Annotated in this window: 21 protein-coding genes; 14 read left to right on the plus strand and 7 right to left on the minus strand. The window is 53.6% G+C overall.

What is annotated here, in order from left to right:
• Positions 1 to 554: 554 nt before the first annotated feature.
• From H573_RS0100005 to H573_RS0100030, 6 genes are all read left to right on the plus strand, one after another.
• On the plus strand, positions 555 to 839 hold the full coding sequence (locus tag H573_RS0100005) for a DUF3892 domain-containing protein (protein ID WP_027872476.1): 285 nt from the start codon (positions 555 to 557) through the stop codon (positions 837 to 839).
• Between the two features lie 227 nt (positions 840 to 1,066).
• The gene (locus H573_RS0100010) at positions 1,067 to 1,837 is read left to right on the plus strand and encodes a site-specific integrase (RefSeq protein ID WP_027872477.1); all 771 of its coding nucleotides are present in this window, start codon (positions 1,067 to 1,069) and stop codon (positions 1,835 to 1,837) included.
• 264 nt (positions 1,838 to 2,101) lie between these two features.
• On the plus strand, positions 2,102 to 2,440 hold the full coding sequence (locus H573_RS19445; RefSeq protein ID WP_154653799.1) for a hypothetical protein: 339 nt from the start codon (positions 2,102 to 2,104) through the stop codon (positions 2,438 to 2,440).
• 49 nt (positions 2,441 to 2,489) lie between these two features.
• On the plus strand, positions 2,490 to 3,752 hold the full coding sequence (locus tag H573_RS0100020) for a TolC family protein (RefSeq protein ID WP_084497779.1): 1,263 nt from the start codon (positions 2,490 to 2,492) through the stop codon (positions 3,750 to 3,752).
• On the plus strand, positions 3,742 to 4,734 hold the full coding sequence (locus tag H573_RS0100025; protein WP_084497781.1) for an efflux RND transporter periplasmic adaptor subunit: 993 nt from the start codon (positions 3,742 to 3,744) through the stop codon (positions 4,732 to 4,734). Before H573_RS0100020 ends, H573_RS0100025 begins: the two co-directional genes overlap by 11 nt.
• Before the next feature lie 11 nt (positions 4,735 to 4,745).
• The gene (locus H573_RS0100030) at positions 4,746 to 7,847 is read left to right on the plus strand and encodes an efflux RND transporter permease subunit (protein ID WP_027872481.1); all 3,102 of its coding nucleotides are present in this window, start codon (positions 4,746 to 4,748) and stop codon (positions 7,845 to 7,847) included.
• A gap of 61 nt (positions 7,848 to 7,908) precedes the next feature.
• Here H573_RS0100030 and H573_RS0100035 read toward each other — a convergent pair whose 3' ends face one another.
• Both H573_RS0100035 and H573_RS0100045 read right to left on the minus strand, forming a co-directional pair.
• Positions 7,909 to 8,277: a DUF3703 domain-containing protein gene (locus H573_RS0100035; protein WP_027872482.1), complete on the minus strand. Its 369-nt coding sequence runs from the start codon at positions 8,275 to 8,277 to the stop codon at positions 7,909 to 7,911.
• 237 nt (positions 8,278 to 8,514) lie between these two features.
• A complete protein-coding gene (locus H573_RS0100045) occupies positions 8,515 to 9,249 on the minus strand; it encodes a tyrosine-type recombinase/integrase (protein WP_027872483.1) in 735 nt (244 codons plus the stop codon).
• A 198-nt stretch (positions 9,250 to 9,447) separates the two neighbouring features.
• Here H573_RS0100045 and H573_RS0100050 point away from each other — a divergent pair, with 198 nt between their 5' ends.
• The 7 genes from H573_RS0100050 to modC all read left to right on the plus strand — a co-directional run bounded on the left by H573_RS0100050 (position 9,448) and on the right by modC (position 17,531).
• Positions 9,448 to 10,143 (plus strand): hypothetical protein, encoded by a 696-nt coding sequence (locus H573_RS0100050; protein WP_027872484.1) that lies wholly within the window; start codon positions 9,448 to 9,450, stop codon positions 10,141 to 10,143.
• Complete coding sequence (locus H573_RS0100055) at positions 10,134 to 11,996, plus strand: hypothetical protein (RefSeq protein WP_027872485.1); 1,863 nt, start codon at positions 10,134 to 10,136, stop codon at positions 11,994 to 11,996. Before H573_RS0100050 ends, H573_RS0100055 begins: the two co-directional genes overlap by 10 nt.
• Positions 11,997 to 12,000: 4 nt before the next feature.
• A complete protein-coding gene (locus tag H573_RS0100060) occupies positions 12,001 to 12,978 on the plus strand; it encodes an ATP-binding protein (RefSeq protein WP_027872486.1) in 978 nt (325 codons plus the stop codon).
• Between the two features lie 1,743 nt (positions 12,979 to 14,721).
• On the plus strand, positions 14,722 to 14,940 hold the full coding sequence (locus tag H573_RS19450) for a hypothetical protein (protein WP_154653800.1): 219 nt from the start codon (positions 14,722 to 14,724) through the stop codon (positions 14,938 to 14,940).
• 79 nt (positions 14,941 to 15,019) lie between these two features.
• Positions 15,020 to 15,763, plus strand: coding sequence for a molybdate ABC transporter substrate-binding protein (modA, locus tag H573_RS0100075; RefSeq protein ID WP_154653801.1), 744 nt, complete (start codon positions 15,020 to 15,022; stop codon positions 15,761 to 15,763).
• A complete protein-coding gene (gene modB / locus H573_RS0100080; protein ID WP_205618876.1) occupies positions 15,760 to 16,455 on the plus strand; it encodes a molybdate ABC transporter permease subunit in 696 nt (231 codons plus the stop codon). Before modA ends, modB begins: the two co-directional genes overlap by 4 nt.
• 2 nt (positions 16,456 to 16,457) lie before the next feature.
• On the plus strand, positions 16,458 to 17,531 hold the full coding sequence (gene modC, locus H573_RS0100085) for a molybdenum ABC transporter ATP-binding protein (RefSeq protein WP_027872491.1): 1,074 nt from the start codon (positions 16,458 to 16,460) through the stop codon (positions 17,529 to 17,531).
• 25 nt (positions 17,532 to 17,556) lie between these two features.
• On the opposite strand, the gene H573_RS0100090 is transcribed toward modC, so the two are convergent.
• On the minus strand, positions 17,557 to 17,943 hold the full coding sequence (locus H573_RS0100090) for a nuclear transport factor 2 family protein (protein WP_051170756.1): 387 nt from the start codon (positions 17,941 to 17,943) through the stop codon (positions 17,557 to 17,559).
• Between the two features lie 122 nt (positions 17,944 to 18,065).
• On the opposite strand from H573_RS0100090, the gene H573_RS0100095 reads away from it, so the two are divergent.
• Positions 18,066 to 20,189 carry a carboxy terminal-processing peptidase gene (locus H573_RS0100095; RefSeq protein WP_027872493.1) on the plus strand — a complete coding sequence of 708 codons (2,124 nt, stop codon included), beginning with the start codon at positions 18,066 to 18,068 and terminating at the stop codon, positions 20,187 to 20,189.
• Positions 20,190 to 20,215: 26 nt separating this feature from the next.
• Here H573_RS0100095 and gorA read toward each other — a convergent pair whose 3' ends face one another.
• Genes gorA through crcB form a run of 4 tightly spaced genes read right to left on the minus strand, consistent with a single transcriptional unit; the run spans position 20,216 to position 24,730 of the window.
• A complete protein-coding gene (gene gorA, locus H573_RS0100100) occupies positions 20,216 to 21,568 on the minus strand; it encodes a glutathione-disulfide reductase (RefSeq protein ID WP_027872494.1) in 1,353 nt (450 codons plus the stop codon).
• A gap of 53 nt (positions 21,569 to 21,621) precedes the next feature.
• Positions 21,622 to 23,022: a siroheme synthase CysG gene (gene cysG / locus H573_RS0100105; RefSeq protein ID WP_027872495.1), complete on the minus strand. Its 1,401-nt coding sequence runs from the start codon at positions 23,020 to 23,022 to the stop codon at positions 21,622 to 21,624.
• Positions 23,022 to 24,329, minus strand: coding sequence for a serine--tRNA ligase (gene serS / locus H573_RS0100110; RefSeq protein ID WP_027872496.1), 1,308 nt, complete (start codon positions 24,327 to 24,329; stop codon positions 23,022 to 23,024). Before serS ends, cysG begins: the two co-directional genes overlap by 1 nt.
• Before the next feature lie 32 nt (positions 24,330 to 24,361).
• Complete coding sequence (crcB, locus tag H573_RS0100115; RefSeq protein ID WP_027872497.1) at positions 24,362 to 24,730, minus strand: fluoride efflux transporter CrcB; 369 nt, start codon at positions 24,728 to 24,730, stop codon at positions 24,362 to 24,364.
• Positions 24,731 to 24,756: the final 26 nt, after the last annotated feature.

Here is a 24,756-nt window from a genome sequence, read left to right on the forward strand (position 1 = left end):
TGAACTCTTCTGGATAACGCTGCTTGCTCATAAACACCTCTCTTTGTGCCATTTTCTATGGCTAAAAGGTGTCTAGCAAACTGGGGGCGATTCACAGTGCCTTCCAGATATTGGTATGTATGGATCACTGAGGCAAGAATAAAAGAACTTAAAACGATCCTTACACGTGAGCGATAACGTTTGGAAAATCTCATACGATATATGCTGATGTTTCATTCGCATGCGCAACTGCGAATATGAGACCCATTCGCAATCTCAGTGAGATTCTCCAGTTGCTGGAGCGGTGTTAACCGCTCGGATGGCGATCTACTTATGTTCGCATAATATATATTATGTTAAATATGGTATTTGCATGAGAGCGAGAGGTTGGCATTTGTGGCCATCCTTCTATTTCACTAAACGAAACCTTCCAATTTGCTGAATTTCCATGGATAGCCCTGAATTCTTTAACCAGCGGGACTTTAATTGCTCAATGTATAGCACTGCTGCCTTGGATAGCCGTTGATTCTTGACTACTGTTCGTAGCTCAACTCGGCGCCAAGGAGAAATGGAGCATGGCTATTGAAATTAAGTGCATAAACAAACAAGACCGCTACGATCCAAGCGAGCGAATAACGCATGTTGGTGGCTTGAATGACGATATGTCCCGCTGGAAACTCACTCAGAAAGAAGCCATTGAAGGCATAGATAATGGGAAATGGGAGTTTTATGTTGGGACTACGCTCCTGGGGCGTGCACAAGTTGTAGTTCGAACGAGCCGGTTTGGGAATAAATATCTAACCACTGAACCAGATGGCGAGACTCAGAATAACCTCTTAAGTCTCCCTGAATGCCCTTGATTGGGCTTGAGATAGCGAATGCTGAGCTTATCTCTCCAGTGGATGAGTTCAGTATTCCCTTTGTAGAGGCCCGAAAATTTCACCGGACGGTTGGCACTGCTTGTGATCGCTAAGGCGAGTATATTACTTCGATGGTGATAAATTTCGATCACAACAGACTCTCACCGCAATAATCCGTTAAAATATCATTATTACGGATTATTCTTGCAGCCCTCTTCGAGGTTTCCATGCCCAAATCTGGCCAGGCGCGCGTACTCACTGCTGAGCAACAAGACCATGTCTTCGACGTGATCCAGCATCACCGGCATCCTGAAAAGAACACGGCGATCATGCAGATCAGTTTCAAGCTTGGACTTCGGGCCCAAGAGATTGCCCTGCTTCAGATAAAAGAGATTGCGAAACTGAATCCCTCAGGTACCAACTTCAAGCTTCTCGAAGTCATGAGCCTGCCAGCAGCCTACACCAAAGGCGCCGATGCTATGGGACGCTCCCAAAGTCAGTATCAGCGCAGAACGGTCAGTTTCGATGTAGCCCGTTTCAATCAAGTGGTTCAGCAGATTGAAGCGCTAGCTAAAGCCGGTGCTGACGTGAATCCTGAAGATTTTTACCCACCCGTTCGAAAACATAGCGGAAAATCGCGAGATCTTCCTATGGTAGATGCGGCTCTTCGCGCCGCCATAGCGGACTATTTGCGTCTACGGATAGAAAAAGCCGGAACGCTCAAGCCCTCCTCCCCTCTTTTTATTACTCAAAAAGGTGGGGCCTATTCTCCGAACACCTTGCAGGAACACATGGCCGTCATGCTCAGGGTCTGGGCCGGTGTAGAAAAAGCAAGCTCACACAGTGGTCGCCGATCATTGATCACGAATGTCATTCACAAACAGAAAAAGTCAGTAAAAGTTGCCCAAAAAATTGCGGGGCACGTAAATCCTTCTACAACATTAATTTATGAAGAGCCGCCTGAAATAGCGATATCTGAAGCATTGCGAGACTTATAGAATTGTCTTCATTGCGACAGGAGCGGACTCTAGCCTTTTCGGCGTGGTGGTCGGCTGCTGGTCAATAGCAGACAGTCAGGTCATTTGATCTTCAAAGCAACGAGAAGAGCCCATACCACCTAGGCTAGATCTATCATCGATTTTTAAGTAGGCCTGCAGACCCAATATCAAGCCATCACCTTCGTCAATCCTGAAACTTTATTCAATCGCCTGTGTCGTATACTCTTTCGAACCATGCTTTTTCTCTAACCACATTTATTCGATATGAAAAGCCACATCCGCATCATCTATATGCTTGTCGCCCTGATTGCATCGCAATCCGTGTGGGCAATGCTGGATGAACACGGTGTTAATGGCGACACTGCAGCTAGCGAAGAATTACGCCATGATGGACATGCTGCGGATGCGAGTGATAAAGGACAACACAGTGATGATGCAGAAAGCTGTGTCCACTGCTGTCATTGCCATTTTCATCAAACGTCCTTCTTACCCCCCTCTAATGCCCTCGTCGAGCGGACTAGCCGAGGCACGAAAGCCATGAGCTATCTCGCCTGGCTAACGGAAGCTAATCAAACCACGCCGTTCAGACCGCCAATTCAATAAATCCTGTTTCAACCAAAACTTTTTTGCGTTAACACAACAGGATTAATCCATGAATATCATGTATCTCCCGTGCAGGCGGTGGCTTGCGCTGGTGCTGTGCCTGGCTGCCTCTGCTGCCCAAGCGCAGCTAACACTACAGGAAGCCATAACTCGCGCGCTTGACGAAAACCCTCAGCTACAGGTTTTTCCTTTACGGCAACAGGCCGCTGAAGCACAACGAGAGTCGGCCAATCTGAGGCCCGGGTACACGCTGGGTATCGCAGCGGAAAATCTCGCAGGTAGTGGCGAGTTCTCCGGAACGGACAAGGCGGAATATGCGCTCTCTATTGGTTCGGTTATCGAGCTAGGCGGAAAACGCTCGGCCCGCACGGCATTGGCCGACACTCGCTACGCGCAAATTGCGCTGGAGCGTGAGATCGCTGCGCTGGATTTGATCGCTGCGGTAACCCAGGGCTTTGCCACGGTTCTCAGTTTGCAGCAGCAAATTGAAGTCGAAGAACGGGCATTGCAGCTGGCTAACGAATCCTTGTCTGTTGCCTCACGGCTTGCCCGTAACGGCGCGGCGCCAGATGCCGACCGACTCAGGGCGAAGGCTCAACAGGCTCAGGTTGAACTGAATCTTGCCGCGCTGCAGGCCAAATATGACGTCGAAAAGCTCGCGTTGGCAACCTTATGGGGCGCAGGCGAAGCTCAGTTTGAAGATGTCAGCGGGGATCTCTTTGCTAATCCGGCGCCGGATGACTTTCCCATCCTGTGGCGTCGCGTGGAGTCATCCCCCGGCATCGCGATAATGGCGTCCGAACAGAGAATGGCTGAGGCCGAACTGGCACTGGTACGCAGTCAATCCAGCGCCAATGTTGGTTGGCGTCTGGGCGTGCGGCGCGATCAGTTCAGCGGTGACTCGGGCTTGATCGCCAGCATGGACATTCCTCTATTCTCAGGCGGGCGCAATCGCGGCGAAGAAAAAGCGGCTCGAGCGCAGCTCGAAAGCCAAGCCTACCGCCAGGAGGACGCACGTCTCGCATTGCGCAGAGGCCTTTATCGGGCTTGGAAGACCTACCAACAGAGACAATTGGCAACCCGCTCCCTTCAGGCAGACGTCATACCGGCATTGGAGTCGGCGCAAGCCCATACACGCCGGGCCTATGAACAAGGGCGCTATCGCTATACCGACTGGTTAGCTGCTCAGAATGAACTGCTGGATGCACAGCGGCGGCTGATCAGCGAGGCAACCAGTGCCCTCTACCATCAGGCCTTGATCGAGCAGCTCACAGCGACTCCGCTCAGCGAGGAGAGCCGCCATGACCAATGAATTCGGAAGACACATCATGAAAATCACGACGACATTACGGTACTTTTTGCTTGCTACCTTTCTTACCTTACCCGCACAACAAGCCCTTGCTGGCGGGGATCATGACAATCATGGCGATTCAGGCCATTCGGAATCCGTGAATCACGAAGATGCTGAGCATAAACACGATGAGGGAACGCCATCGACCACCATTTCGCAAGCCATGGCGAGGCGCAATGGTATTCGCACTGGCATTGCTGGCCCAGGCACCATAGAGCGTCATCTCAAGGTCTACGGTCGCCTCGAATTGCCACCGGATCAACGCATTGAAGTCCGAGCCCGCTTTGCTGGTCTGGTGAAATCCGTCAGCGCTCGTGTTGGCCAGCATGTTGGAAAGGGTGAGGTGCTAGCCATCATTGAATCCAACGACAGCTTGAAAGATTACGCGATCCGCGCACCTATCGCGGGTGTCATACAGTCCCGCCAGACCAGTGTCGGTGAGATCAGTGGTAGCGCCCCCTTGTTTACCGTGATGGATACCCGGCAACTGTGGGCGACCTTGCAGGTATTTTCCGCCCAACGTTTTGAAGTAAAGCCGGGACTGCCGGTGCACGTTGTACACAACGGTCACCGTCACGACAGCACCCTTGAATCCCTTGCCCCCGCAGGCCAGGGCGAACCTTATATCCTCGCCCGAGTACTGCTCGATAATCCTGAGGGGGATATGGCTCCGGGCGATCTGGTGAGTGGTGAAATCGATGCAGAAATCATTAGCGCTTCGTTGGTTGTGGAAAACCGGGCGCTACAGCAGCTTGAAGGCAAAACGGTTGTTTTTGTTCAGCAAGGCGATGAATACCACGCGCGCGTCGTAGAAACCGGTCGCAGCGATGGGCACCATACCGAGGTGTTATCGGGGCTGGATGCGGGTGCGCACTACGTCGTCGAAAACAGCTATCTGATTAAGGCCGATATCGAAAAATCCGGCGCGGCTCACGAACACTGAAGGAGAGAAACATGATTGATTCAATTGTGCGCCTCTCCATCGAGAGGCGCTTTCTGATGCTGAGTTTCATACTGGTTCTGACCGGGATGGGCATCTGGAGTTACCAGCGGCTTCCCATAGACGCCGTACCGGACATTACCAATGTGCAGGTACAAATCAACACCGAAGCGCCGGGTTACTCACCCTTGGAGGCCGAACAGCGGATCACTTTTCCGGTTGAAACGGCGCTCTATGGTTTACCGCAACTCGATTACACCCGCTCGCTGTCCCGCTATGGTCTGTCGCAGATCACCGTGGTGTTTGAGGAAGGCACGGATATCTACCACGCTCGCAATCTGATTGACGAGCGACTGGCGGCAATCAAAAGCGCCTTACCCTCGGGCCTTGAACCCCGAATGGGGCCAATTGCTACCGGCCTGGGCGAAATATTCAGTTACACCGTACAAGCGGACGAAGACAGCCTACATCCCAATGGCGAACCGTGGGATGCAACCGCACTACGGGAAATTCAGGACTGGATTATTAAGCCGCAGATGGCTCAGGTTCGCGGCGTGGTGGAGATCAACACCATTGGCGGTTTCGACAAGCAATACCACGTAACACCGAACCCGATGAAGTTGCTGGAGCACGGCATCACCTTGCAGGATATCGCTCGTGCATTGCAGGCCAACAATAATAACCGTGGTGCTGGCTATATTGAGCGCGATGGCGAGCAGATACTGGTGCGCTCGCCGGGGCAACTTCAGACAATTACCGACATAGAGCACGTGGTTGTCGGTCGTCATGGCTCAGCTCCCGTCATGGTCAAAGACGTGGCTGAGGTTGCCATTGGCAAGGAGCTGCGTACCGGCGCAGCCACCCGCGATGGCAAAGAAACGGTGTTGGGCACTGCCATGATGTTGACAGGTGCAAACTCGCGCACGGTGGCTCGAGATCTTGCGGCCAAACTGGAAAATGTCAAAGCCTCTTTACCGGACGGTATCAAGGTAGAAACCGTTTACGACCGCACGACTCTTGTGGATAAAACCATCGTCACCGTGCAGAAAAACCTGCTGGAAGGCGCGTTGCTGGTCATCGTGGTGCTGTTTCTACTGCTCGGCAATATCCGTGCAGCCTTGATCACTGCTGCTGTCATACCGCTTTCCATGATGGCGACCATTACCGGGATGGTACGCACCGGCGTTTCTGCCAACTTGATGAGTTTAGGCGCGCTGGATTTCGGACTGATTGTCGACGGTGCGGTGATCATCGTTGAGAACTGTATTCGGCGATTGAGTCATGCTGGTCAAACTCTGGCATTACGCGAGCGTCTGGAGGTGGTGTATGACGCGACGCGTGAGGTGATCCGCCCCAGCCTGTTCGGCGTGGCCATCATCACCGTCGTTTACATCCCGATCTTTACCCTCAGCGGGGTGGAAGGAAAAATGTTCCACCCAATGGCCGCCACTGTGGTGATGGCCTTGCTGGCAGCCATGATCATCTCGCTCATGCTGGTTCCCGCAGCGGTTGCCGTGTTTATGAAGGGCCCGCTCCAGGAGCAGGAAAGCCGGATCATCCGCTCAGGCAAAAACCTGTATCGCCCACTGCTGGAAAAGGCGCTGGCCTTGCCTGGCTTGGTTGTCACGTGCGCAACGCTGTTGGTGGCGTTTTGCCTGTGGCTGGCAACCACACTGGGTTCTGAGTTTGTACCTCAGCTCGACGAGGGCGACATCGCCTTACATGCCTTGCGGATACCCGGCACCGGGCTTGAGCAATCCATCAAGTTGCAGGAAATACTCGAAGAGCGTCTGAAAGCCTTTCCGGAAGTTGACAAGGTTTTCGCTAAAATCGGCACGCCGGAAGTGGCCACCGACCCCATGCCACCCAATGTAGCCGACAACTTTGTGATGCTGAAACCTCGCGACCAATGGCCTGATCCAAACCGTTCCAAGGCAGAGTTGGTGAATGCCATGGAAAAAGCACTCGACGCCTTGCCCGGTAACAACTACGAGTTTACCCAGCCCATTCAAATGCGGTTTAACGAGTTGATTTCCGGTGTGCGGGCGGATCTTGGCATCAAGGTATTTGGTGATGACCTCGATAAGCTCGAACAAACCGCCGAAGACATTTTGGCGGTGGTTCAGCAAGTCGAAGGCGCCGCCGACGCGCGTGTGGAACAGGTCAGCGGTTTACCCATGTTGTCGATTATTCCCAAGCGCATAGCACTGGCCCGCTACGGTTTGACGGTTGATGATCTGCAATCCCTGATTGCGGCGGGCATCGGCGGTGAAGACGTTGGGCTGATTTACGAAGGCGATCGCCGCTTTACCCTCGCGTTGAGATTGCCGGAGGACATACGGCGCGACATCGACAGCCTCGGGTTTCTGCCGGTTCCCCTACCCGATGGCAACTATGTGCCGCTGGCGGAAGTCTCAGAACTACAGCTTAAACCGGCGCCGGCTCAAATCAGCCGGGAAAACGGCAAGCGTCGTGTGGTCGTGACCGCCAACGTGCGAGACCGGGATCTTGGCAGCTTTGTGGATGAGGTTGAGCGTCAGATTGCTGAGAAAGTGGATTTGCCCAGTGGCCACTGGTTGGATTACGGCGGCACCTTTGAGCAACTGCAATCCGCTAGCCAGCGGCTGGCGCTCGTGGTGCCCGTCACATTGGCCATAATTATCGGGCTATTGGTGATGGCCTTCGGTTCTTTAAGGGATTCGCTGATCATCTTTACCGGTGTGCCCCTGGCCCTGACCGGCGGCGTATTGGCCTTGTGGCTTCGCGATCTTCCCCTGTCAATTTCAGCAGGCGTTGGCTTTATCGCTCTCTCAGGGGTTGCGGTCTTGAATGGCTTGGTGATGCTGGCCTTTATTCGTGACCTTTGGCACGAGACCGGCGACTTGCGTGAGGCCATCGTTGAAGGCGCGCTAATTCGGCTGCGCCCGGTATTGATGACAGCTTTGGTTGCCAGTCTGGGGTTTGTGCCGATGGCTTTGAATACGGGTACCGGGGCTGAGGTTCAACGCCCACTGGCCACGGTGGTGATCGGCGGAATTATCTCATCGACGTTGTTGACGCTATTTGTATTGCCGGTGCTTTATCGCTGGGTGCACCGGCGAGATCAAACTGACTAGCCTATAGGAAATGACTGGCAGCAAAACTGCTGCCAGTCATACCGAGTTTCAGCAAAAAGGGTCACGACCCTCCTGCTTTGGCCTTGGCAATAATCGCTTCGAGTTCCGGTTTAATCGGCAAGGGCTTCACGGGGCTGATATTACTGCCGCCAGTATTACCTATCGGCACGCCTTTTATTGCGGTAAGCGCGGCCGCACCGATAATACGAATGATTTGGCCCACGACCTCCCTACGATCTCTCTGACGCAAACCCCAGCGAAACATCAACCAATGCACCTTAACATGCCATCTGGTGGACTCCTGACCCAGTACATGGGCATTTTCCAAATGACGAAAACCTGTTACTGCATCGCCAAATGCCTCAGCCTGCCTGGCACGCACTAACTCAAGTTCAATAAAGGGTGCTATCGCCTTTGAAAAACGCACCATCCCGCACTTTCCTTTGCTTTAAAGATCCACTAACCCGCTTTGTGTGACGGTATCCGTCGGGCGCCATTATTTAACCGAAGAATTATTGACTAGCGTTTAATCTAGCCACTTAACCTAGGTTGAGGGTCAGCCCCGGCGGTCGGCGAATTGCTTTTGGGAAACCGATGTCCGCTATGTGACTACTGTTGCCATTGCCTGCGGCACTATGGGTGTCGGCTTTGTGCCAAAAGTCGTCCATCAATGAAAATCCACCCCGTCCAAAAAATGCCCGCCATCGGCAGTGAGCACATTGGTGTAGATCTCGGTGCTTTCGATCGACTTGTGGCCCAGTAGCTGACTCACGATCTTCAGCGGTCGACCGTGTAGCAGCAGATGTATCGCAAAGCTGTGCCGAAAGGTATGACAGGTAATATTGATCGGCGCGCCCCCGACTCTTTCCACTAAATCGTGGATATGCCGGTTCACCGTCTGGCGCGCCATCGTAAAAATCCGCTCGTCTTGGCGAAAATGCCCCGCGTACAGGTAGCTCTGGATGCGGTCTTGCAATAAGGGATCGACTATGGGGACGGCGCGTTTGGGGCTGCGCGCCAATTGGACCTTGGTGGGCCGCCCCGGACCCTGCTTGAGCGTGCGCAGCACCACCAGAAAATCATAGCCATCATCGCGGAAGTGGCCCGGCGTGAGCGCCAGCACCTCGGAGACACGTGCGCCGGTGGTCCACATCAAATCGAGTATCAGGCGGTAGGTCGGGTGCTTTTCGGCGTCGAGCAGGCCCAGGACTTCCGGTTTGAGCAGGTAGGCCGGCATGGCGTCGATGGTGTCGAGCACCAGTTCGCGCTTGGCGATCAGGCGGTCCCAGTCGATCTGCACGTGCTGGATGGGGAACGTGTCCGGGCGCGGCGTTTTCGGGTAGAAAAGCCGTTTGGGCCGGGGCGCGGGAAATCCGCCGCCGCTGGCGTGAATCCGTACCATTTCACTAGGCTCTCGGGTGCACCTTCGTCCCCGTTATACGCCCCACTTTCCGCCGCGGCAAGCGGAAAAACACGACAAAAATGCCGCCCAAATGCCCTGCACCAGACTACCAGTAATTGGTGCATCTTCGGTTCTTTTAACTCAACACCAACAAGCGTATAGATAAGAGCTTACTCTTCTCGCCCTGGGAGTAACGCTATGCGGCCCAACAGCGTGCTCAAAAATCCGTGGACGCTCGATGCGTTACCACGTGTGAAAGCAGATTCACTGCTGCCCCAACAACATCAGACCCGACGTAAATTCGCTGTTGGCTGTGACTTCTATGTTCAACGTTTCGTTAAGTACCCTGATCTTGCAATGTTTCATTCCCTCGCTGAGCTGCTGTTCGCCGCACTGTTGGAAGGTGATCCGGATGTTCGCGGGTTTGTGCCCCAGCCCTTCTCACTTCATGTAGGTGGCAAGCGATACACCCCCGACTTTTTTGTGCAGCGTGGCGCCACTCAAGAGGTCGTTGAGCTCAAAGCTAAGGTCAGTCTGCCTGAGCCGATGGAGATGGCCTTGTCGGCGTTTTTTGACTTGCACGGTATGCGTTTTTTCGTAGAACGCAATGAGCTGGTTATGCAGCGAGAGCAGGAGGCTAGAAACTGGCTAGATATCGTTCGGCGGTTAGCGGCGAATAGACTGTTAGATACCAGTGCGACTCAAATGTCGCTTTGGCAGCGGTTCCAGGCGGAAAAGCAAATGTGCTTCAGTGACGTGGTGGACGTGTCTGAGCGAGAAGCAAGCTTGCTGGCAGAAATCGCGCTTTTGACCTTGCTCCACAAAGGGAGGGTTCGGACAGAGTTATCAAAGACACCGCTACTCCCTGATCAGGTGTTTGAACTATGTACCTGACGTGGCGTGAGCGCCTAACTCAGTCACCAGAGTGGGGGAACATCGAGGCCTGGCCGCGAATTGATATTCAAACTTTGCCTGAGAAGACGCGCAGCGGATTTCTTCGAAACTTCGCCGTCGTGAAGCAGATTCTCGATGGCCATCCCCTAACGGCTACCGCTCATAAATTTGACCTTAATCCATCACGGGTGTCACAGCTACTCTCGCGAGCGTTAGCCGGTGAGGACGATGAGTTTCCGCCTCTCACATCAGGCTTGATTCCGTTTCAACGCTTGGCCTCTTCAAAGCGACGGCTTCCATTACCGGAGCTAGGTACGCGTGGAGGCAATGCAAATGCCTTTCAGCATTTACTCCATACTGTGCCAGGCTTGCAGAAACACCTGGATGCCCTCATCAAGTCGGCGGCAAGGCCACGCAAACATGAGCAGTTCTCGACGGTTCAATCATGCCACAAGTCTTTTATCGACTATTTGCAAGGAGCGAATTGGCCCCTCAACAGATACCCCTTCTCGACGCGTTCACTTGCCTATGAGGCGGTCAGACGTTATTACAATCGTCGCCTCGCCGATTTCACTCTTCCGAGCCCAAGGGCAACGCGCGTTATCCGGGGCGATCTTACCAAGCAGCACGCATTAGAGTACGTTGAAATTGACGGCCATCAGGTTGATCTGACAACCCAGGTGTATTTGGTCATGGATGACGTGGAGATCCCCCTCCCCCTCCCGCGTGTTCACTTATATTGTGCCGTAGATATCGCTAGTGACATGATTCTTGCGGCCCATGTAAGCCTAAGCAAAACACCCAACCAGTTCGATCTTCTCTTTCTTTTGGAGAGAATGGTGGGGCTTGCACCGGCGCGTGCGTTACTGACCCCCGGGTTGACGTACCCTCCAAAACCCTTTGCTGTCGTAGATCTGCCCGATTATTGCCAAACGCTCGCGCCCGATACCATCAAACTGGATAACGCATACGCTCATCACGCACTTCGTGTGCGAGAGTTTATCTGCAATCGCTTAGGTGCAACGCTTAGCTTGGGGATCCCCGCTGCACCTAAGAGCCGGCAGGCTGTCGAATACGCGTTCAAACGGATCGCTGAAATGGAGCACCGCTTCCCCTCTACAACGGGTTCACATGTACGTGACAGAAGACGGCAAAAACGGCTAGCGAAGGCGCCGATGCTTAATTTGAAGACTTTTGAGGAAACCATTGAAGTTTTCGTCGCCGAGCACAACCAGCGCCAGCAAGCCCGACTAGGTGGGTTGAGCCCAATTCAATGGTTCGAGAATAATATCGGCCAACGGTGCCCTAGATTGCTACCCTCTGAGCTACGGTACGATGGAAACCCGTTCCAACAGACGAAAGTCGTGCCCGTTAAATGTAACCTGAAAGAGCGTCGTCTTCCGTACGTTAATTTTTTTGGCGACCGATACTCCTCTCCTGAATTGCGAGCCTTGCGGCCACTCCCGAAGACAGTCACCGTGACTTATGACTGGCGGGATATCCGCTGCATAAAAGCTTATACAAGCGCAGGGCAACCCTTGGGTGAAATGCGCGGGCCGCGATCTTGGATGCATTTTCCTCACAGCGTTTTAACGCGACGGCATATTCGAGATGCGGTAAAGGCTCAGCGCTTCAAAGATAGAGACCCTCTCGGCGGCTATTTCAAATACTTAGTCGAGAATAAGCACATTCCTAAGTTTGCCCAAGAACTGATAAGGGTGTATCGCGAGTTTAGTCCGGAGGGGAACCCCATTGATGTCCCTGTCGCAGAATCACGAATTAAACCCCACGGTCAGCTATCGCAGCTGGGCAGATTCAAGCCATGGTCACCAAGAATTGCCGGTAGAGGATAGTGTTATGCAAAAGTCGCAAACCAACAATTCAGCCGTATTGCCTCCTGACCATCCTATCTACAACCCGCGAGCGATGGTGATTGATACCCCCATGCTAACCGGTCTTGAGGAGACGGTACTGAGTTGGCTATGGTGCGGTCGAGCTGGTGGAATTGTGCTCGGTGACGCCCGGCACGGTAAATCTACGGCTGCTAGAGAAGTGAGCACCCGCCTGCGTACACGCTGCGGAGAACCAGTATCCAGCGTGTACATCTCCTTGGCAAAGCGTGACCTTAAAACAATTACCGCCGTTTTTAGAAACCTATGGTTTTCCATTCACAACACCGTTAAAACCCGAGCAACCTCAGATGAGTTAGCTTACGACTTGGTTAACTACCTTGCTGACGAAGCCTGCCTCAACGCGAATCGTCAGGTCGTTATCATTGTCGATGAAGCGCAGTACCTCTCAATTTCTCAGTACGACCCATTTATGGAACTCGGTGAAAAGTTACTGGCAATCGGGGTCAGCCTAATGGTTGTTTTTATTGCTAACTGTAATGAATACGACCGGTTTGTTGAAGAAGTGAGAACTGAAGAAGCGTTAGATAAATATCGCGGGCGATTTTTTAACGATTGCTACTACTTTACAGGCCTTCAATGTGTTGAGAACGTAAAAGCGTGCCTTCTGGAGTATGACAACTACAAGTATCCCGAGAGCAATAAAAAAACACTTACCGAGGTACTAAGGCCATATGATGCGCCCGATGGTTGGGAGATATGCTCTCTTGCGCCGTTGTTATGGGAAATATTTAACGACGAATACCGCAAGCCCCTTGGGCTTCGATCCTGGGGAATGCAGTATTTCACAACAACAGTCAATACGCTTCTTCTGGACTACTTTCCAAGGTACGGTCTCGGAGACTACGAAGAGCGTGGGGAAATGATTCGACACTGCATTAATGTGTCTGGTGTAGTGCCCTCGAACGTTAAACTGGCGTCTTAAAATGATTTTTAACAAAGGGGACATCCTCAAACGGCCCGGCGAGAGCATATATTCACAACAGCGGCGATTTTATATCGCCAATCCCGCGTTGGAAGATAAGCTTAAGCAATGTCGGTCACGGTCTGGCAATAAGGCAGAGCGAGACGCCGCTCTCCCAAATTCGGATGACGGTGCCTCACAGGTTTTTAGGTACGCCAGCTCGACCTGCAACGGAATTGTCCCCATACGAAACTGTCGCTCTTGCGCTCGCCTTGGCTATCATTCAGCCCTGTATGACTTTCCTTGGATAGCTCTCTGTCCGGTTCACAACGAGCCTTTACTAACAGCCTGCCCAGACTGCAAAAAGCCTTGGCCATCAAACTTCATGCGTTGCCAGTCGAAATGCAAGACCTGCGGAACACACCTCACGATGAGCGAGCTTTTCGAGCGCGGCGCGATGAAAGCCCCAGAGCAGTATATGATTAATGAGGAGTTGCTTGAGGATATCTACCTAATGAATAGCATCTCCTACCTATTTCCATTGAATGCATTATCAGCGAACTTTTCGCTTTACATGCATAGGCGAGGGATCCATCCAACGGATCTAGTCTACCCGTCCCTAGCGTGCCACTTGAATCCAAGTTTACGCCCGAAACTAGAGAAATACGGGATACCGCACGAGCCCATAAGAGCTGTAAGCGCTCGTGTGACGCCAACACCGGGTTTCGATCTTTCAGATGAGGCTTTTGATTATAGTCTTGAGCATTTCCTCAGCCCGCAGCAAAGCTGGGAAAGAACAATTCGGAATGTCGCGAGGCGAAAGATAATGAGGTTGTTACCCCATGACTCTTTAGACCATACGCTCTCGGTGATATGCCACATTTCTGACTCTAATGTGCACAACAGGTACGACCACTGCCCATATTGCATTATTTACTCAATGTGGTGGCACTATATCTCGAGCAATAGAAAGCATGTTGTGCCTGGGCGCCGAAAATTTAGAGGATATTACTTCCGATGTCCCAGTGTTTGGAGCGACTTAACACCTATCACGCCGGAACCCTTAAACTATGCAATAAGATGGGGGGAAACAATCTCCGGGCCGTATAAAACCTATTCAGTCCCTAGCAAGATATCAAAGTTAGTGTACTACTTGGATCTTCTCGCGTTATTTCGGTGTATCTATTGCAATGTAATGATCACTAAAGCCGCCGAAGATGCTCACTTAGAGTTTAATCAATTCGTTCAGCGCCGACTGAACCCATTCAGGGGGACATATTCTGGTTTGTGTCGTGACATAGCGTGGTTTTATGATGATGACTCGATCACACTTTATGTGCCAGAATCGGCTTTTAACGTGAGTCGCCCTGATATCAGCGATTATATAAACTTCGATGAGCCTTATGTGCCCACCCGCAACATGGGCAATCTAGAGGTATAAATACCCCCTCCTCACGCCAGCTTTAGTGAAAGTAGAGCGCTATTGCTACTTATTGGCTATCTATAAGCAAAACTGGATAAAGATTTCACAACTTTCGGTGGAGCTACAAGCCGTCGCTCCATCGATAGCCGGTAATTCTAATATTCAGTCAATTAGATGAAGAATTAGAAATAATTTACTTAAATATCAATGCCTTAGGTTTTTGGTTCTGGTACCATTTAAAGTGAATTCAATGGATGGCCAATTTGCTCCCCCTTACTACGGCGGGCTTTTAGCTTTTTAACCACATAACGGCGTATTTACGCTCGCGGGACCAACAAAATTTGGCTGCTTATCAGCAGGCGTTCGCCGAGCAAGATGGGAAAACCGAGGCCTATAGTGCCGCAGGCCTCGCCGCGCCGGCGCTTACCGCGAGGCAGGTGTTTTTGCTGCTGGAAGGTGCTCCGTCGAGTATGTTGATCCACCATGCCCCAGCCTACATTTCCGACGCGGGTCATGCCGCAGCAGCCCTTGTCGCACAACATGCATTAGAGGCTAACTAAGTTGAGGCTAAGTAGAGGCGCCGCTTGTGTCGTACGTAAATTTGGTCGAGACTAGCTGCCTGATTTTAGGGTGCCTGTGTTGTTGAACCGACTGTTTGGCCTGTTATTGATATGTATGTGGTCTGGCGCTGCAGTGGCGGCGCCGCTGCGTATTGCTGTGGCCGCGAATTTCGCTCCCACACTGGAGAAGCTCGCCGCGCATTACGCGACCTTGGGTGGAGTGTCCCCCGAGCTTGTTCGCGGTTCGTCGGGCAAGCTGTACGCACAAATTCGCCAAGGTGCGCCCTTCGATATGTTTTTCTCGGCTGATATCGCTCGCCCGAAAGCGCTGGAGGAAAGCGGCTTCGTCATCGATGGCAGCCGCCAGGACTATGCGCGTGGCCGCTTAGTGCTGTGGCCGGTAAATAAAGATGGGCAGCGTGAACTGGAGGCATTTCACTATTCGCGCTTTGCCATTGCCAATCCGCGTTTGGCCCCTTACGGGCGAGCAGCACAAGATGTTTTGCGGCATTTCAAGCTAGAAAAAGCGGCGGTAAAGCGACTGGTAGTTGGTGAAAATATCGCTCAGGCCTACCAATTTGTGCATTCCAAAAATGCGGAGGCGGGCCTGTTAGCGCGCGCTCAGATGCCTCCCTCTTCCACCGATTATTGGTTAATTCCCGATGACTGGCACCGGCCGATCAGGCAGCAACGAGTGCTGCTAACTCGCTGTGACGATATTGAGGCTGCCCGGGCGTTTCTGGCGTTTTTACAAACCGATATTGCTAAGCAGATCATTCGCAACGATGGTTATCAGCTGCCCACAAGGGAGGGCGCAGAATGATGGGGTTTGATAGCCAGGATATGACCGCGCTCTTACTTACCCTGAAATTGGCACTGGTCGTCACTGTTTTACTGTTGGTGATTTCGACTCCGCTGGCTTGGTGGCTAAGCCGCAGTCGCTCTTGGTTGCGCGCTCCGGTAGCGGCGCTGATCACCCTGCCATTGATACTACCGCCTACAGTGCTTGGCTTTTATTTGCTGTTGGCAATGGGGCCGGAGGGGCCCATAGGCTACCTGAGCGAGCGTTTGGGAATGGGGAGCCTGGCGTTCAGTTTTACGGGCTTGGTGATTGGCTCCTTGTTTTACTCCCTGCCCTTTGTGGTACAGCCCATACAAAACGCAATGGAAAGCATGGGCGAGCGCCCTTTTGAAGTGGCCGCCACCTTGCGTGCCGGCCCGGTTGACCGTTTCTTCACGCTGTTATTACCGCTGTGCCGAACGGGGTTTATCACCGCGGCGGCGCTGGGTTTTGCCCACACGCTGGGTGAGTTCGGTGTGGTGCTGATGATTGGCGGCAATATTCCGGGTGAAACCCAGGTGCTCTCGGTGCAGCTGTATGAACATGTGGAAGCCCTCGACTACCCCCGTGCGCATCGCCTCGCCGCGCTGATGTTGGCGCTATCCTTTATTACCATGCTATCGCTGCATGGGCTTCGCAGCGGCAAGCGCTCAGCAAAAGTATTGGGTTTCTAGTCGTGGTAAAGCAGCTTTCAGGTCATTTTAGATTGGCGTTTCCCGGCGACAAGTTCGCGCTTGATGCCGAGTTTTCCCTGCCAATGGACCGTGTTACGGCGATATTTGGCCCTTCCGGTTCGGGAAAAACAACGTTGCTGCGCTGCATTGCAGGATTGCAACGCGCTCGCGGCGAGTTGTTTTTTGGCGACGCTTGCTGGCAGCAAGGGCGCCACTGCCTACCCTGCCATCGCCGGCCGATCGCCTACGTTTTTCAAGAGGCGAGTTTGTTCCCACACCTCAGTGTGGCGGGCAACCTCCGCTACGCACGGCGGCGCGCAGCGCCCCAGGCGCCGGCATTGGAAGAAGTAGTGGACTTATTGGACCTTGCCGCATTGATGTCGCACCGGCCAGATCAGTTATCAGGGGGAGAACGCCAGCGTGTGGCGATTGCGCGAGCGCTATTGATCGGCCCGGAGTTGCTGTTGATGGACGAGCCTTTATCCGGCCTGGATGACCGCAGAAAAGCCGAGATATTGCCCTATCTTGAAACACTCTGCCGCGCGTCGAATATTCCTATTCTGTATGTCAGCCACTCGGTTGATGAGGTGTGCCGCCTCGCTGATACCCTGCTAATGCTGGAAAACGGCAAAGTCAGCCACTACGGGCCAATGGAAGAGCTGCTCATGCAGCAGGTAATCGCCCGACCGGGCAGCGCGGATGTGTCGGCGGTACTGCGTGCCAGGGTGAACCGCATTGATGAGCAATGGCAACTCGCGGAATTGGCCTTTAATGGGGGTGCACTTTGGGTACAACACAACGATGAAGCCTTAGGGAGCGAGCAACGCCTGCGTATTCGGGCGCAGGACGTGAGTATTAGCCTGTCGGCCCACGGCGACAGCAGTATTTTGAATGTGCTGCCCTGCTCGATAACGGCAATCAGTGATGAGGCGGTAGGCGCTATGCAGGTACTAACATTGCAGCTGGGTAGCGAGCGCCTATTGGCGAGGCTCACCCGGCGAAGTATCGACCACTTGGGCTTAACCGTGGGTATGTCGGTGTTTGCACAAATTAAGTCGGTGGCGATCATTCGCTAGGTGACAGGCATTTGGCGGGGCGGCGTTAGGGGGTTGTCATGTTCTCTTCACCCCAAAATGCCTTCATTGCACAGATTTTTCCGACGTCATTAAAGGTGAATTGGTCGATGACTTCCAGGCGCATTTCGCCGTTGCCGGGGTTGAGTTCTACCACAAACGGAAACACCGCATGGTTAGCGGCTAAGCGCACCGCGCCCTCTAATCTTGCAGAAATGCCGGAACTAAATGCGGTCTTGTAGAATCCTAGAATAGCGTCCTTACCGCGAATGACATCTCCGCCGACTGGGTCTTCCACGGTAGCGTTGTCATCAAAAAGTGCGTCAATTGCGCCGAGGTCGTGCTCAGTCAGCGCCTTGATATATGTTTCAACGGCTGTCACTTTAGGGTTTTTACTCACAATTGCGGGCTCCATCAGTTAGCCTAAGTGGATATTTTCAGTGTAACGCGGTATACCGATACGGGAAATCCGCTGATAGGAAATCACCGGAAAATTAGTCGTAAGGCTGAACCACAGCGGAAAAACACAGGTAATTTATGCTTTTTACTCAACATCGTTCGTCGCGCACCCTTTTCGCTAGCGTTTCACTCCTCTTTTTATTCTTGCTGTCGCCCGCCCATGCGCTGACCGACTTAGAACCCAGCAAAGAGCATCGCAAGGCGATTCGCGACATGCTCAACCAACTCAATAGCAGCCACTATGTAAAATTGGCTGTTGATGACGCCTCATCGTCGCGTTTGTTGGATGCCTACCTCAGTGACCTGGACCCCAATCGACAGTTTTTACTCGCCGAGGATATTGCCAGTTTTCAGCAATACCGCGACCGCCTGGATGATGAACTCAAAAAGGGTCGCCTGGATACAGGTTTTCTGATTTTTAACCGCTATCGTCAACGCATTGTGAGCCGTTTGGAGCGCAGCCTCGACGATCTGGAAAAAACCGTCGCAGCGATGGACTTCAGTGTCGACGAGAGTTTTTTGCTGGACCGCTCTGAACAGCCCTGGCCAAAAAACCAGACCGAAGCTGATGAGATTTGGCGCAAGCAACTGAAAAATCGTGTTCTCGGTTTAAAGCTGGCGGGCAAAGAAGATAAAGCCATCGTTGAGTTGCTGGAGAAGCGTTTCCGCAATCAGGTGAAGCGCCTGACTCAGCTTGAGGCGGAAGACGCCTTCCAAATCTACGCGAACGCCCTCGCCTCGCTGTACGACCCCCACACTGATTACTTTTCGCCAAGGCTGTCGGAAAACTTCCAGATTAATATGAGCCTGAAGCTCGAGGGGATCGGCGCTGTTCTGCAAATGGAAGACGACTACACCAAGATCGTGCGACTGGTGCCTGCCGGCCCTGCCGATAAACAGGGTGAGTTGCAACCTGCAGACCGAATTGTCGGTGTTGCCCAGGGCAAGAAGGGTGATATGCAGGACGTAATTGGTTGGCGCCTGGACGATGTTGTCGACCTGATTCGCGGCCCGAAGGGGTCGGTTGTGCGCTTAGAGGTTATTCCTGCATTGGCGCATAGCGACGAAGAGCGCAAGGAAATTGTGATCGAGCGCAACGAGGTGAAGCTCGAAGAGCAAAGTGCCAAGGGAGAGATCCTCGATATTGAAGATGCCTCGGGCAAAGTAAGAAAGATTGGGGTTATCGATATCCCAACCTTTTACTTGGATTTTGACGCCTTCCGCATGGGTGACCCCGACTTCCGCAGCACCACCCGCGATGTGCATCGGATTCTTGGTGAACTACTGGCCGAGGGCGCGGAAGGTATTGTGATCGACCTGCGTGACAATGGCGGCGGCTCGCTTGCCGAGGCCAACGGTCTGGTGGGCCTGTTCATTGAATCCGGGCCGACGGTGCAGATACGCCAGTCCAATTCCCGAGTGATTCGCGAAGGTAAGCGCCGGAGCTCGCCCTATTACACCGGCCCGCTGGCGGTGTTGATCAACCGCATGAGCGCATCTGCGTCGGAGATTTTCGCCGGTGCCATTCAGGACTACCAGCGCGGTATTGTGATCGGTACCCAGTCTTTCGGTAAGGGAACGGTGCAGTCGGTAAACCCGCTGAGTCACGGTCAGTTAAAAATGACCGAGTCGAAGTTTTACCGCATTTCGGGTGACAGCACCCAAAACCGCGGCGTGATTCCCGATATCAGCTTCCCTCCCCTCTACGATTCCGAGCAGATTGGCGAAAGCATTCTCGACAATGCGATGGCGTGGGACCGCATCGCCCGCGCTCGCCACAGCTATTATTACGACCTGCGCAGTGGCCTGGATAAGTTGGAAAAACGCCACGAGGAGCGTGTTGCTAAAGACCCTGATTTTCGGTTTTTGAAAGAGCAATTAGCGGCAATAGAAAAATATCGCGACAGAAAGTACCTGTCGCTGAATATTGCCAAGCGTAAAAAAGAGCGCGAAGAGCAAAAAGCCCTGCAGCTGGCGATGGAAAACCGCCGTCGTGTGGCCAAGGGTGAAAAGCCCTTGGATGTGCTGAAAGATGACGAGCTCGATACCCCGGATGACCTGCTGATCAGCCCGGATACCGAGTCGGAGAATGAGGGTGAAGAGAAAGACAAACGCCCTGACCCGCTGCTAAATGAGGCCGGCCATATTCTGGTGGACGCGATTCCCGCGTTCCAGCAGGAAAGACTCGCCGGGCGGCCCTAAAAAGGGCCTTCCCCATGAAGGCCAGCTTATCGGCTGGCCTCGCGCATGGTCACAAACTCCTCTGCGACCGTGGGGTGAATGCCAATAGTGGCGTCGAATACCGCTTTGGTTGCCCCCGCCTTTATCGCCACGGCAAAGCCCTGGATTAACTCGCCGGCATCATCTCCGAGCATATGAACGCCGACAACGCGGTCTGAGGCTTTATCGACGATCAGCTTCAAAAATACCTTTGACGGATTCTCAGTGAGGGTGTGTTTCAGGTGTTTGAACTGCGACGTAAACACGCTGATATCGCCAAATTTCTCCCGCGCTTGTTCCTCGCTGTAGCCGACCGTTCCAATATTGGGTTGGCAGAAGATCGCGGTGGGAATGTATTCGTAGTCCATCGCCTGGTCAATGCCGCCATAGAGTCGCCGAGCGAGATTCATTCCTTCGGCGAGCGCCACGGGCGTCAGCTCCATGCCACCGATGACATCACCCAGTGCGTAAATACTGGGCGCCGCCGTTTGGAAGGTGTCCGACACGGCAATAAAGCCCTGCTCGTTGAGCGCAACCCGGGTGTTTTCAAGCCCAAGTCCCTCGAGTAGCGGCTGGCGCCCAGTGGCATAAAGCACAGCGCCGGTATTCAGCACGCCGCCGCTCTCCAGCTGAAGCTGCAAGCCATCGGCGGTTTTCTCGATCGCAGTGACGTTTTCATTGAAACGCAGTTCGATGCCGCGCTGGCGCATTTCCTCTGCAAGGTGGCCGCGTATTTCCTCATCAAAGCCACGCAGAAACAGCGAGCGACGGTAAATTTGTGTGACCTTAACCCCCAGGCCGTTGAGGATGCCGGCAAATTCGGTGGCAATATAGCCTCCGCCCACTACCGTGGCATGTTCTGGCAGCTCATCGAGATAAAACAGCTCATTGGAGCTAATGGCGTGCTCTTTCCCCGGCACATCGGGGATATAGGGCCAGCCGCCAACAGCAATAAGAATCCGTTCGGCGCGATAGTGTTTGCCGTTCACGTCCACCGTATGTTCGTCGACAAAGCGCGCGTGACCGTTGATCAGGTCAACATTGGCATTTTTGAGAATATTGCCGTAGATGCCATTCAAGCGCTCAATTTCGCGGGTTTTGTTGTCGCGCAGGCGTGGCCAGTCTATAGGGCCGTGCGAAACATCCCACCCAAAGCTGGCGGCATCGTGGAAGTTCTCGGTGAAATGGGCCGCATAGCTAAACAGTTTTTTAGGCACGCAGCCGACATTTACACAGGTACCACCCAGATAACGGGCTTCGGCCACGGCCACGCGGGCGCCCATCGACGCTGACATTCTGGCCGCGCGAACACCGCCGCTACCGGCACCAATGACAAACAGATCGTAATCAAACTGACTCACAAAACCTCCGAATCAAGTGAATATGGCATTGGGACTCGCCGCAGCGACCGATGTTACAAACTTGGCGACGCGAGATCGTAGTGCTCGTACCAGGCCAGTTTTTCTCGCAAGCTGACCACTTCGCCGACAATAATCAGCGTGGGGGCTTTAACGGGATTTTTTGCCACTTCCTCAACCATGGTTGCCAAGGTGGCTACCACTACCTTTTGATGGCGCGTGGTGCCTTGTTGCACCAGAGCGATTGGTGTATCGGCGCTTCGACCGTGGGCGATGAGCTGCTCGCAGATCACCGGCAGGCCAACCAGGCCCATGTAAAAAACGATCGTTTGGTGGCCGTGAACCAGCTCGGCCCAGGGCAGGTTGATGCTGTTATCTTTCAAATGGCCGGTAACAAAACGCACTGACTGGGCATAGTCGCGGTGGGTCAACGGTATACCGGCATAGCTCGCACAACCGGCCGCAGCAGTTACGCCTGGCACAACCTGAAAAGGGATCGATTCGTTTGCCAGCTGCTCAATTTCCTCACCGCCGCGCCCAAAAATAAAGGGGTCACCGCCTTTTAAGCGAGCGACTTTTCGGCCCTGCTTGGCGTGTTCAACCAACAAGGCGTTGATGTCTTGCTGGGGCACCGCATGATTCGAGCGCGCTTTGCCCACGAAAATACGCTCGGCATCTTTGCGGCACAACTCGACGATTTCCGGTGCGACCAAGCGGTCGTACAGCACAACATCCGCGCGCTGTAATAGCCGCAGCGCCTTAAACGTCATTAAGTCCGGGTCGCCAGGCCCGGCACCAATAAGGTATACCTCGCCGCCAGGACGAAGCTCTGCCTCATTGATCAATTTGCTGAGCATTTCGCCGGCCGCTTGTTCTTGCCCGGCATAGACCATCTCCGCCACAGGCCCCTGGAGCGTTTGCTCCCAGAAGTCACGGCGATCTTCTATGTCGTCAAAACGGGCTTTAACGGCGTCGCGAAATTGTCCGACCAAACCGGCTAGTCGCCCGTAAGCGGCGGGAATGCTCGATTCCAACCGCGAGCGAATCATCCGGGCCAGCACCGGGCTTTTACCGCCACTGCTCACTGCCACCACGATGGGCGAACGATCGATAATTGCCGGCAAAATAAAGCTGCACAGCGGCGGGTTATCCACCACATTTACCGGAATATTGCGCGCGTTGCAGTCCCGCGACACTTGCTCATTGAGGGCTTGGTCATCGGTGGCGGCGATGACTAAAAACACGCCATCCAGGTAATCCAAGCGGTAATCCGCGTGCAAACATTGACCGGATTCACGGGCAAGTTGCTCCAGCTCAGGGGTAATATCCGGGGCGACAACGCGCAGTATCGCTCCTGCTTTACTGAGAAGCCGGGCTTTGCGCAAGGCGACTTCGCCACCGCCCACCAGCAAACAGGTCTTACCGTCGAGTTTGGTGAACAGCGGCAAAAAGTCCATCAGCCAAGTTCCTCAGCGCTGAGTTGCTCAATATTACCCATGTAGGGCTGCAATACACTCGGTATGGCCACCGAGCCGTCGGCGCGCTGGTAATTTTCCAGTATGGCGACCAGTGTTCGCCCCACTGCCAGCCCTGAGCCGTTCAAGGTGTGGAGCAGCTCAGGTTTGCCGGTTTCAGGGTTGCGCCAGCGGGCCATCATACGGCGCGCTTGGAAGTCGCCGAAATTACTGCAAGAGGAGATCTCCCGGTAGGTGTTTTGGGCCGGCAGCCACACTTCCAGGTCATAGGTTTTTTGCGCGGAAAAGCCAAGATCACCACCGCAGAGCAAGACCTTGCGGTAAGGCAGCTCCAGCTTTTGCAAAATGGCTTCGGCGTGCCCTGTCAGGGTTTCCAGCGCTTGGGCAGAATCGCCGGGCTTGACGAACTGCACCAGCTCCACTTTTTCAAACTGGTGCTGGCGAATCATTCCGCGGGTATCACGGCCGTAGCTGCCCGCCTCTGAGCGGAAGCACGGTGTATGGGCGGTGAACTTTAAGCCCTCTCCCAGCTCGCCCGCTTCGACGATAACATCGCGCAGCATATTGGTAACCGGCACTTCCGCTGTGGGGATCAGGTAGTACTCTGATTCGCTGTTAAGGCGGAACAGGTCCTCTTCAAATTTAGGCAGCTGCCCGGTACCGCGCAGTGAATCGCTGTTGACGATATAGGGCACGTAAACTTCTTGGTAGCCGTGCTCACCGGTGTGCGTGTTGAGCATAAACTGCGTGAGTGCGCGGTGCAGACGCGCCAAACCGCCGCGCATAACGGCAAAGCGACTGCCGGTGATTTTACTTGCGGTATCGAAATCCAGCCCGCCGAGGTTGCCGCCGACATCCACGTGATCTTTAACGTCGAAGTCGAACTGGCGCGGCTCGCCCCAGCGCGAAATCTCTACATTGGCGTCCTCGTCTGCACCCTCGGGCACTTCCTCTACCGGTACATTGGGTACAGCCATCAACACCGCGTCGAGTTCGTCGTTCGCAGCCTTGGCTTCATTTTTTACGCGCTCGAGGCTCGCTTCTATGGTTGCCAGGGTTTCATTTACCTTGGCTTTGGCCTCATCGACCGACAGGCCGCTCTTTACTAATTCGCCAATTTGCTTAGAGGCTTGTTTGCGCTGTGCAAGCAGCTCCTGACTTTCCACATCGGCTTGCTTGCGACGGGTATCGAGTTGTTGAAAATGCGCCACGTCGAAGTCGTAGGCCTTTTTCTTCAAGGCGGCTGCCACGGCGTCCGGGTCCTGGCGAAGCTGCTTGATATCCAACATTATATAAACTCTCCAAACCTTTGATATTTAAGCTATCTTGTAGCGATTATTCCTAGCCAGCAGGCCAGTACACATGTGGTAACAGTAGTGAGCATGTAGGCCAGCGCCAGCAGCGGTTTGCCCGCCTCCAACAGCGCTACAGACTCAAGGGAAAACGTGGAAAAGGTGGTGAAGGCACCAAAAAAGCCGACCATCAACACATAGCGCCAGTCGCTGTGCAAGGTGCTGCGCTCGGTAATCAGCACGTATACAACGCCAATGGCGGCGGAGCCGAGCACGTTCACTGCAAAGGTTGCCACTGGCCATTGGCTCGCGGGTAGCACCTGGCAAAGCCGGCCAATACCGTAGCGACTCAGCGCGCCGCTGGCACCACCTAAGGCGATCAGTAGATATTGCAGCACGCGCTTTCCCTGTTGGTTAAAGCGGG

It is taken from the genome of Neomelitea salexigens DSM 19753 (genome assembly GCF_000422345.1).
Classification (GTDB): Bacteria; Pseudomonadota; Gammaproteobacteria; order Pseudomonadales; family Spongiibacteraceae; genus Spongiibacter; species Spongiibacter marinus_A.

Excerpts from the sequence above, each read along its gene's own strand:
- H573_RS0100005 (WP_027872476.1), top strand. The coding sequence starts at position 555 with ATGGCTATTGAAATTAAGTGCATAAACAAACAAGACCGCTACGATCCA.
- H573_RS0100045 (WP_027872483.1), bottom strand. The coding sequence starts at position 9,249 with ATGGTACGGATTCACGCCAGCGGCGGCGGATTTCCCGCGCCCCGGCCC.
- H573_RS0100035 (WP_027872482.1), bottom strand. The coding sequence starts at position 8,277 with ATGGTGCGTTTTTCAAAGGCGATAGCACCCTTTATTGAACTTGAGTTA.
- H573_RS19445 (WP_154653799.1), top strand. The coding sequence starts at position 2,102 with ATGAAAAGCCACATCCGCATCATCTATATGCTTGTCGCCCTGATTGCA.
- H573_RS0100050 (WP_027872484.1), top strand. The coding sequence starts at position 9,448 with ATGCGGCCCAACAGCGTGCTCAAAAATCCGTGGACGCTCGATGCGTTA.
- H573_RS0100055 (WP_027872485.1), top strand. The coding sequence starts at position 10,134 with ATGTACCTGACGTGGCGTGAGCGCCTAACTCAGTCACCAGAGTGGGGG.
- H573_RS0100010 (WP_027872477.1), top strand. The coding sequence starts at position 1,067 with ATGCCCAAATCTGGCCAGGCGCGCGTACTCACTGCTGAGCAACAAGAC.
- H573_RS0100060 (WP_027872486.1), top strand. The coding sequence starts at position 12,001 with ATGCAAAAGTCGCAAACCAACAATTCAGCCGTATTGCCTCCTGACCAT.
- H573_RS0100095 (WP_027872493.1), top strand. The coding sequence starts at position 18,066 with ATGCTTTTTACTCAACATCGTTCGTCGCGCACCCTTTTCGCTAGCGTT.
- H573_RS0100025 (WP_084497781.1), top strand. The coding sequence starts at position 3,742 with ATGACCAATGAATTCGGAAGACACATCATGAAAATCACGACGACATTA.
- serS (WP_027872496.1), bottom strand. The coding sequence starts at position 24,329 with ATGTTGGATATCAAGCAGCTTCGCCAGGACCCGGACGCCGTGGCAGCC.
- H573_RS0100020 (WP_084497779.1), top strand. The coding sequence starts at position 2,490 with ATGAATATCATGTATCTCCCGTGCAGGCGGTGGCTTGCGCTGGTGCTG.
- H573_RS0100090 (WP_051170756.1), bottom strand. The coding sequence starts at position 17,943 with ATGGAGCCCGCAATTGTGAGTAAAAACCCTAAAGTGACAGCCGTTGAA.
- H573_RS0100030 (WP_027872481.1), top strand. The coding sequence starts at position 4,746 with ATGATTGATTCAATTGTGCGCCTCTCCATCGAGAGGCGCTTTCTGATG.
- cysG (WP_027872495.1), bottom strand. The coding sequence starts at position 23,022 with ATGGACTTTTTGCCGCTGTTCACCAAACTCGACGGTAAGACCTGTTTG.
- modB (WP_205618876.1), top strand. The coding sequence starts at position 15,760 with ATGATGGGGTTTGATAGCCAGGATATGACCGCGCTCTTACTTACCCTG.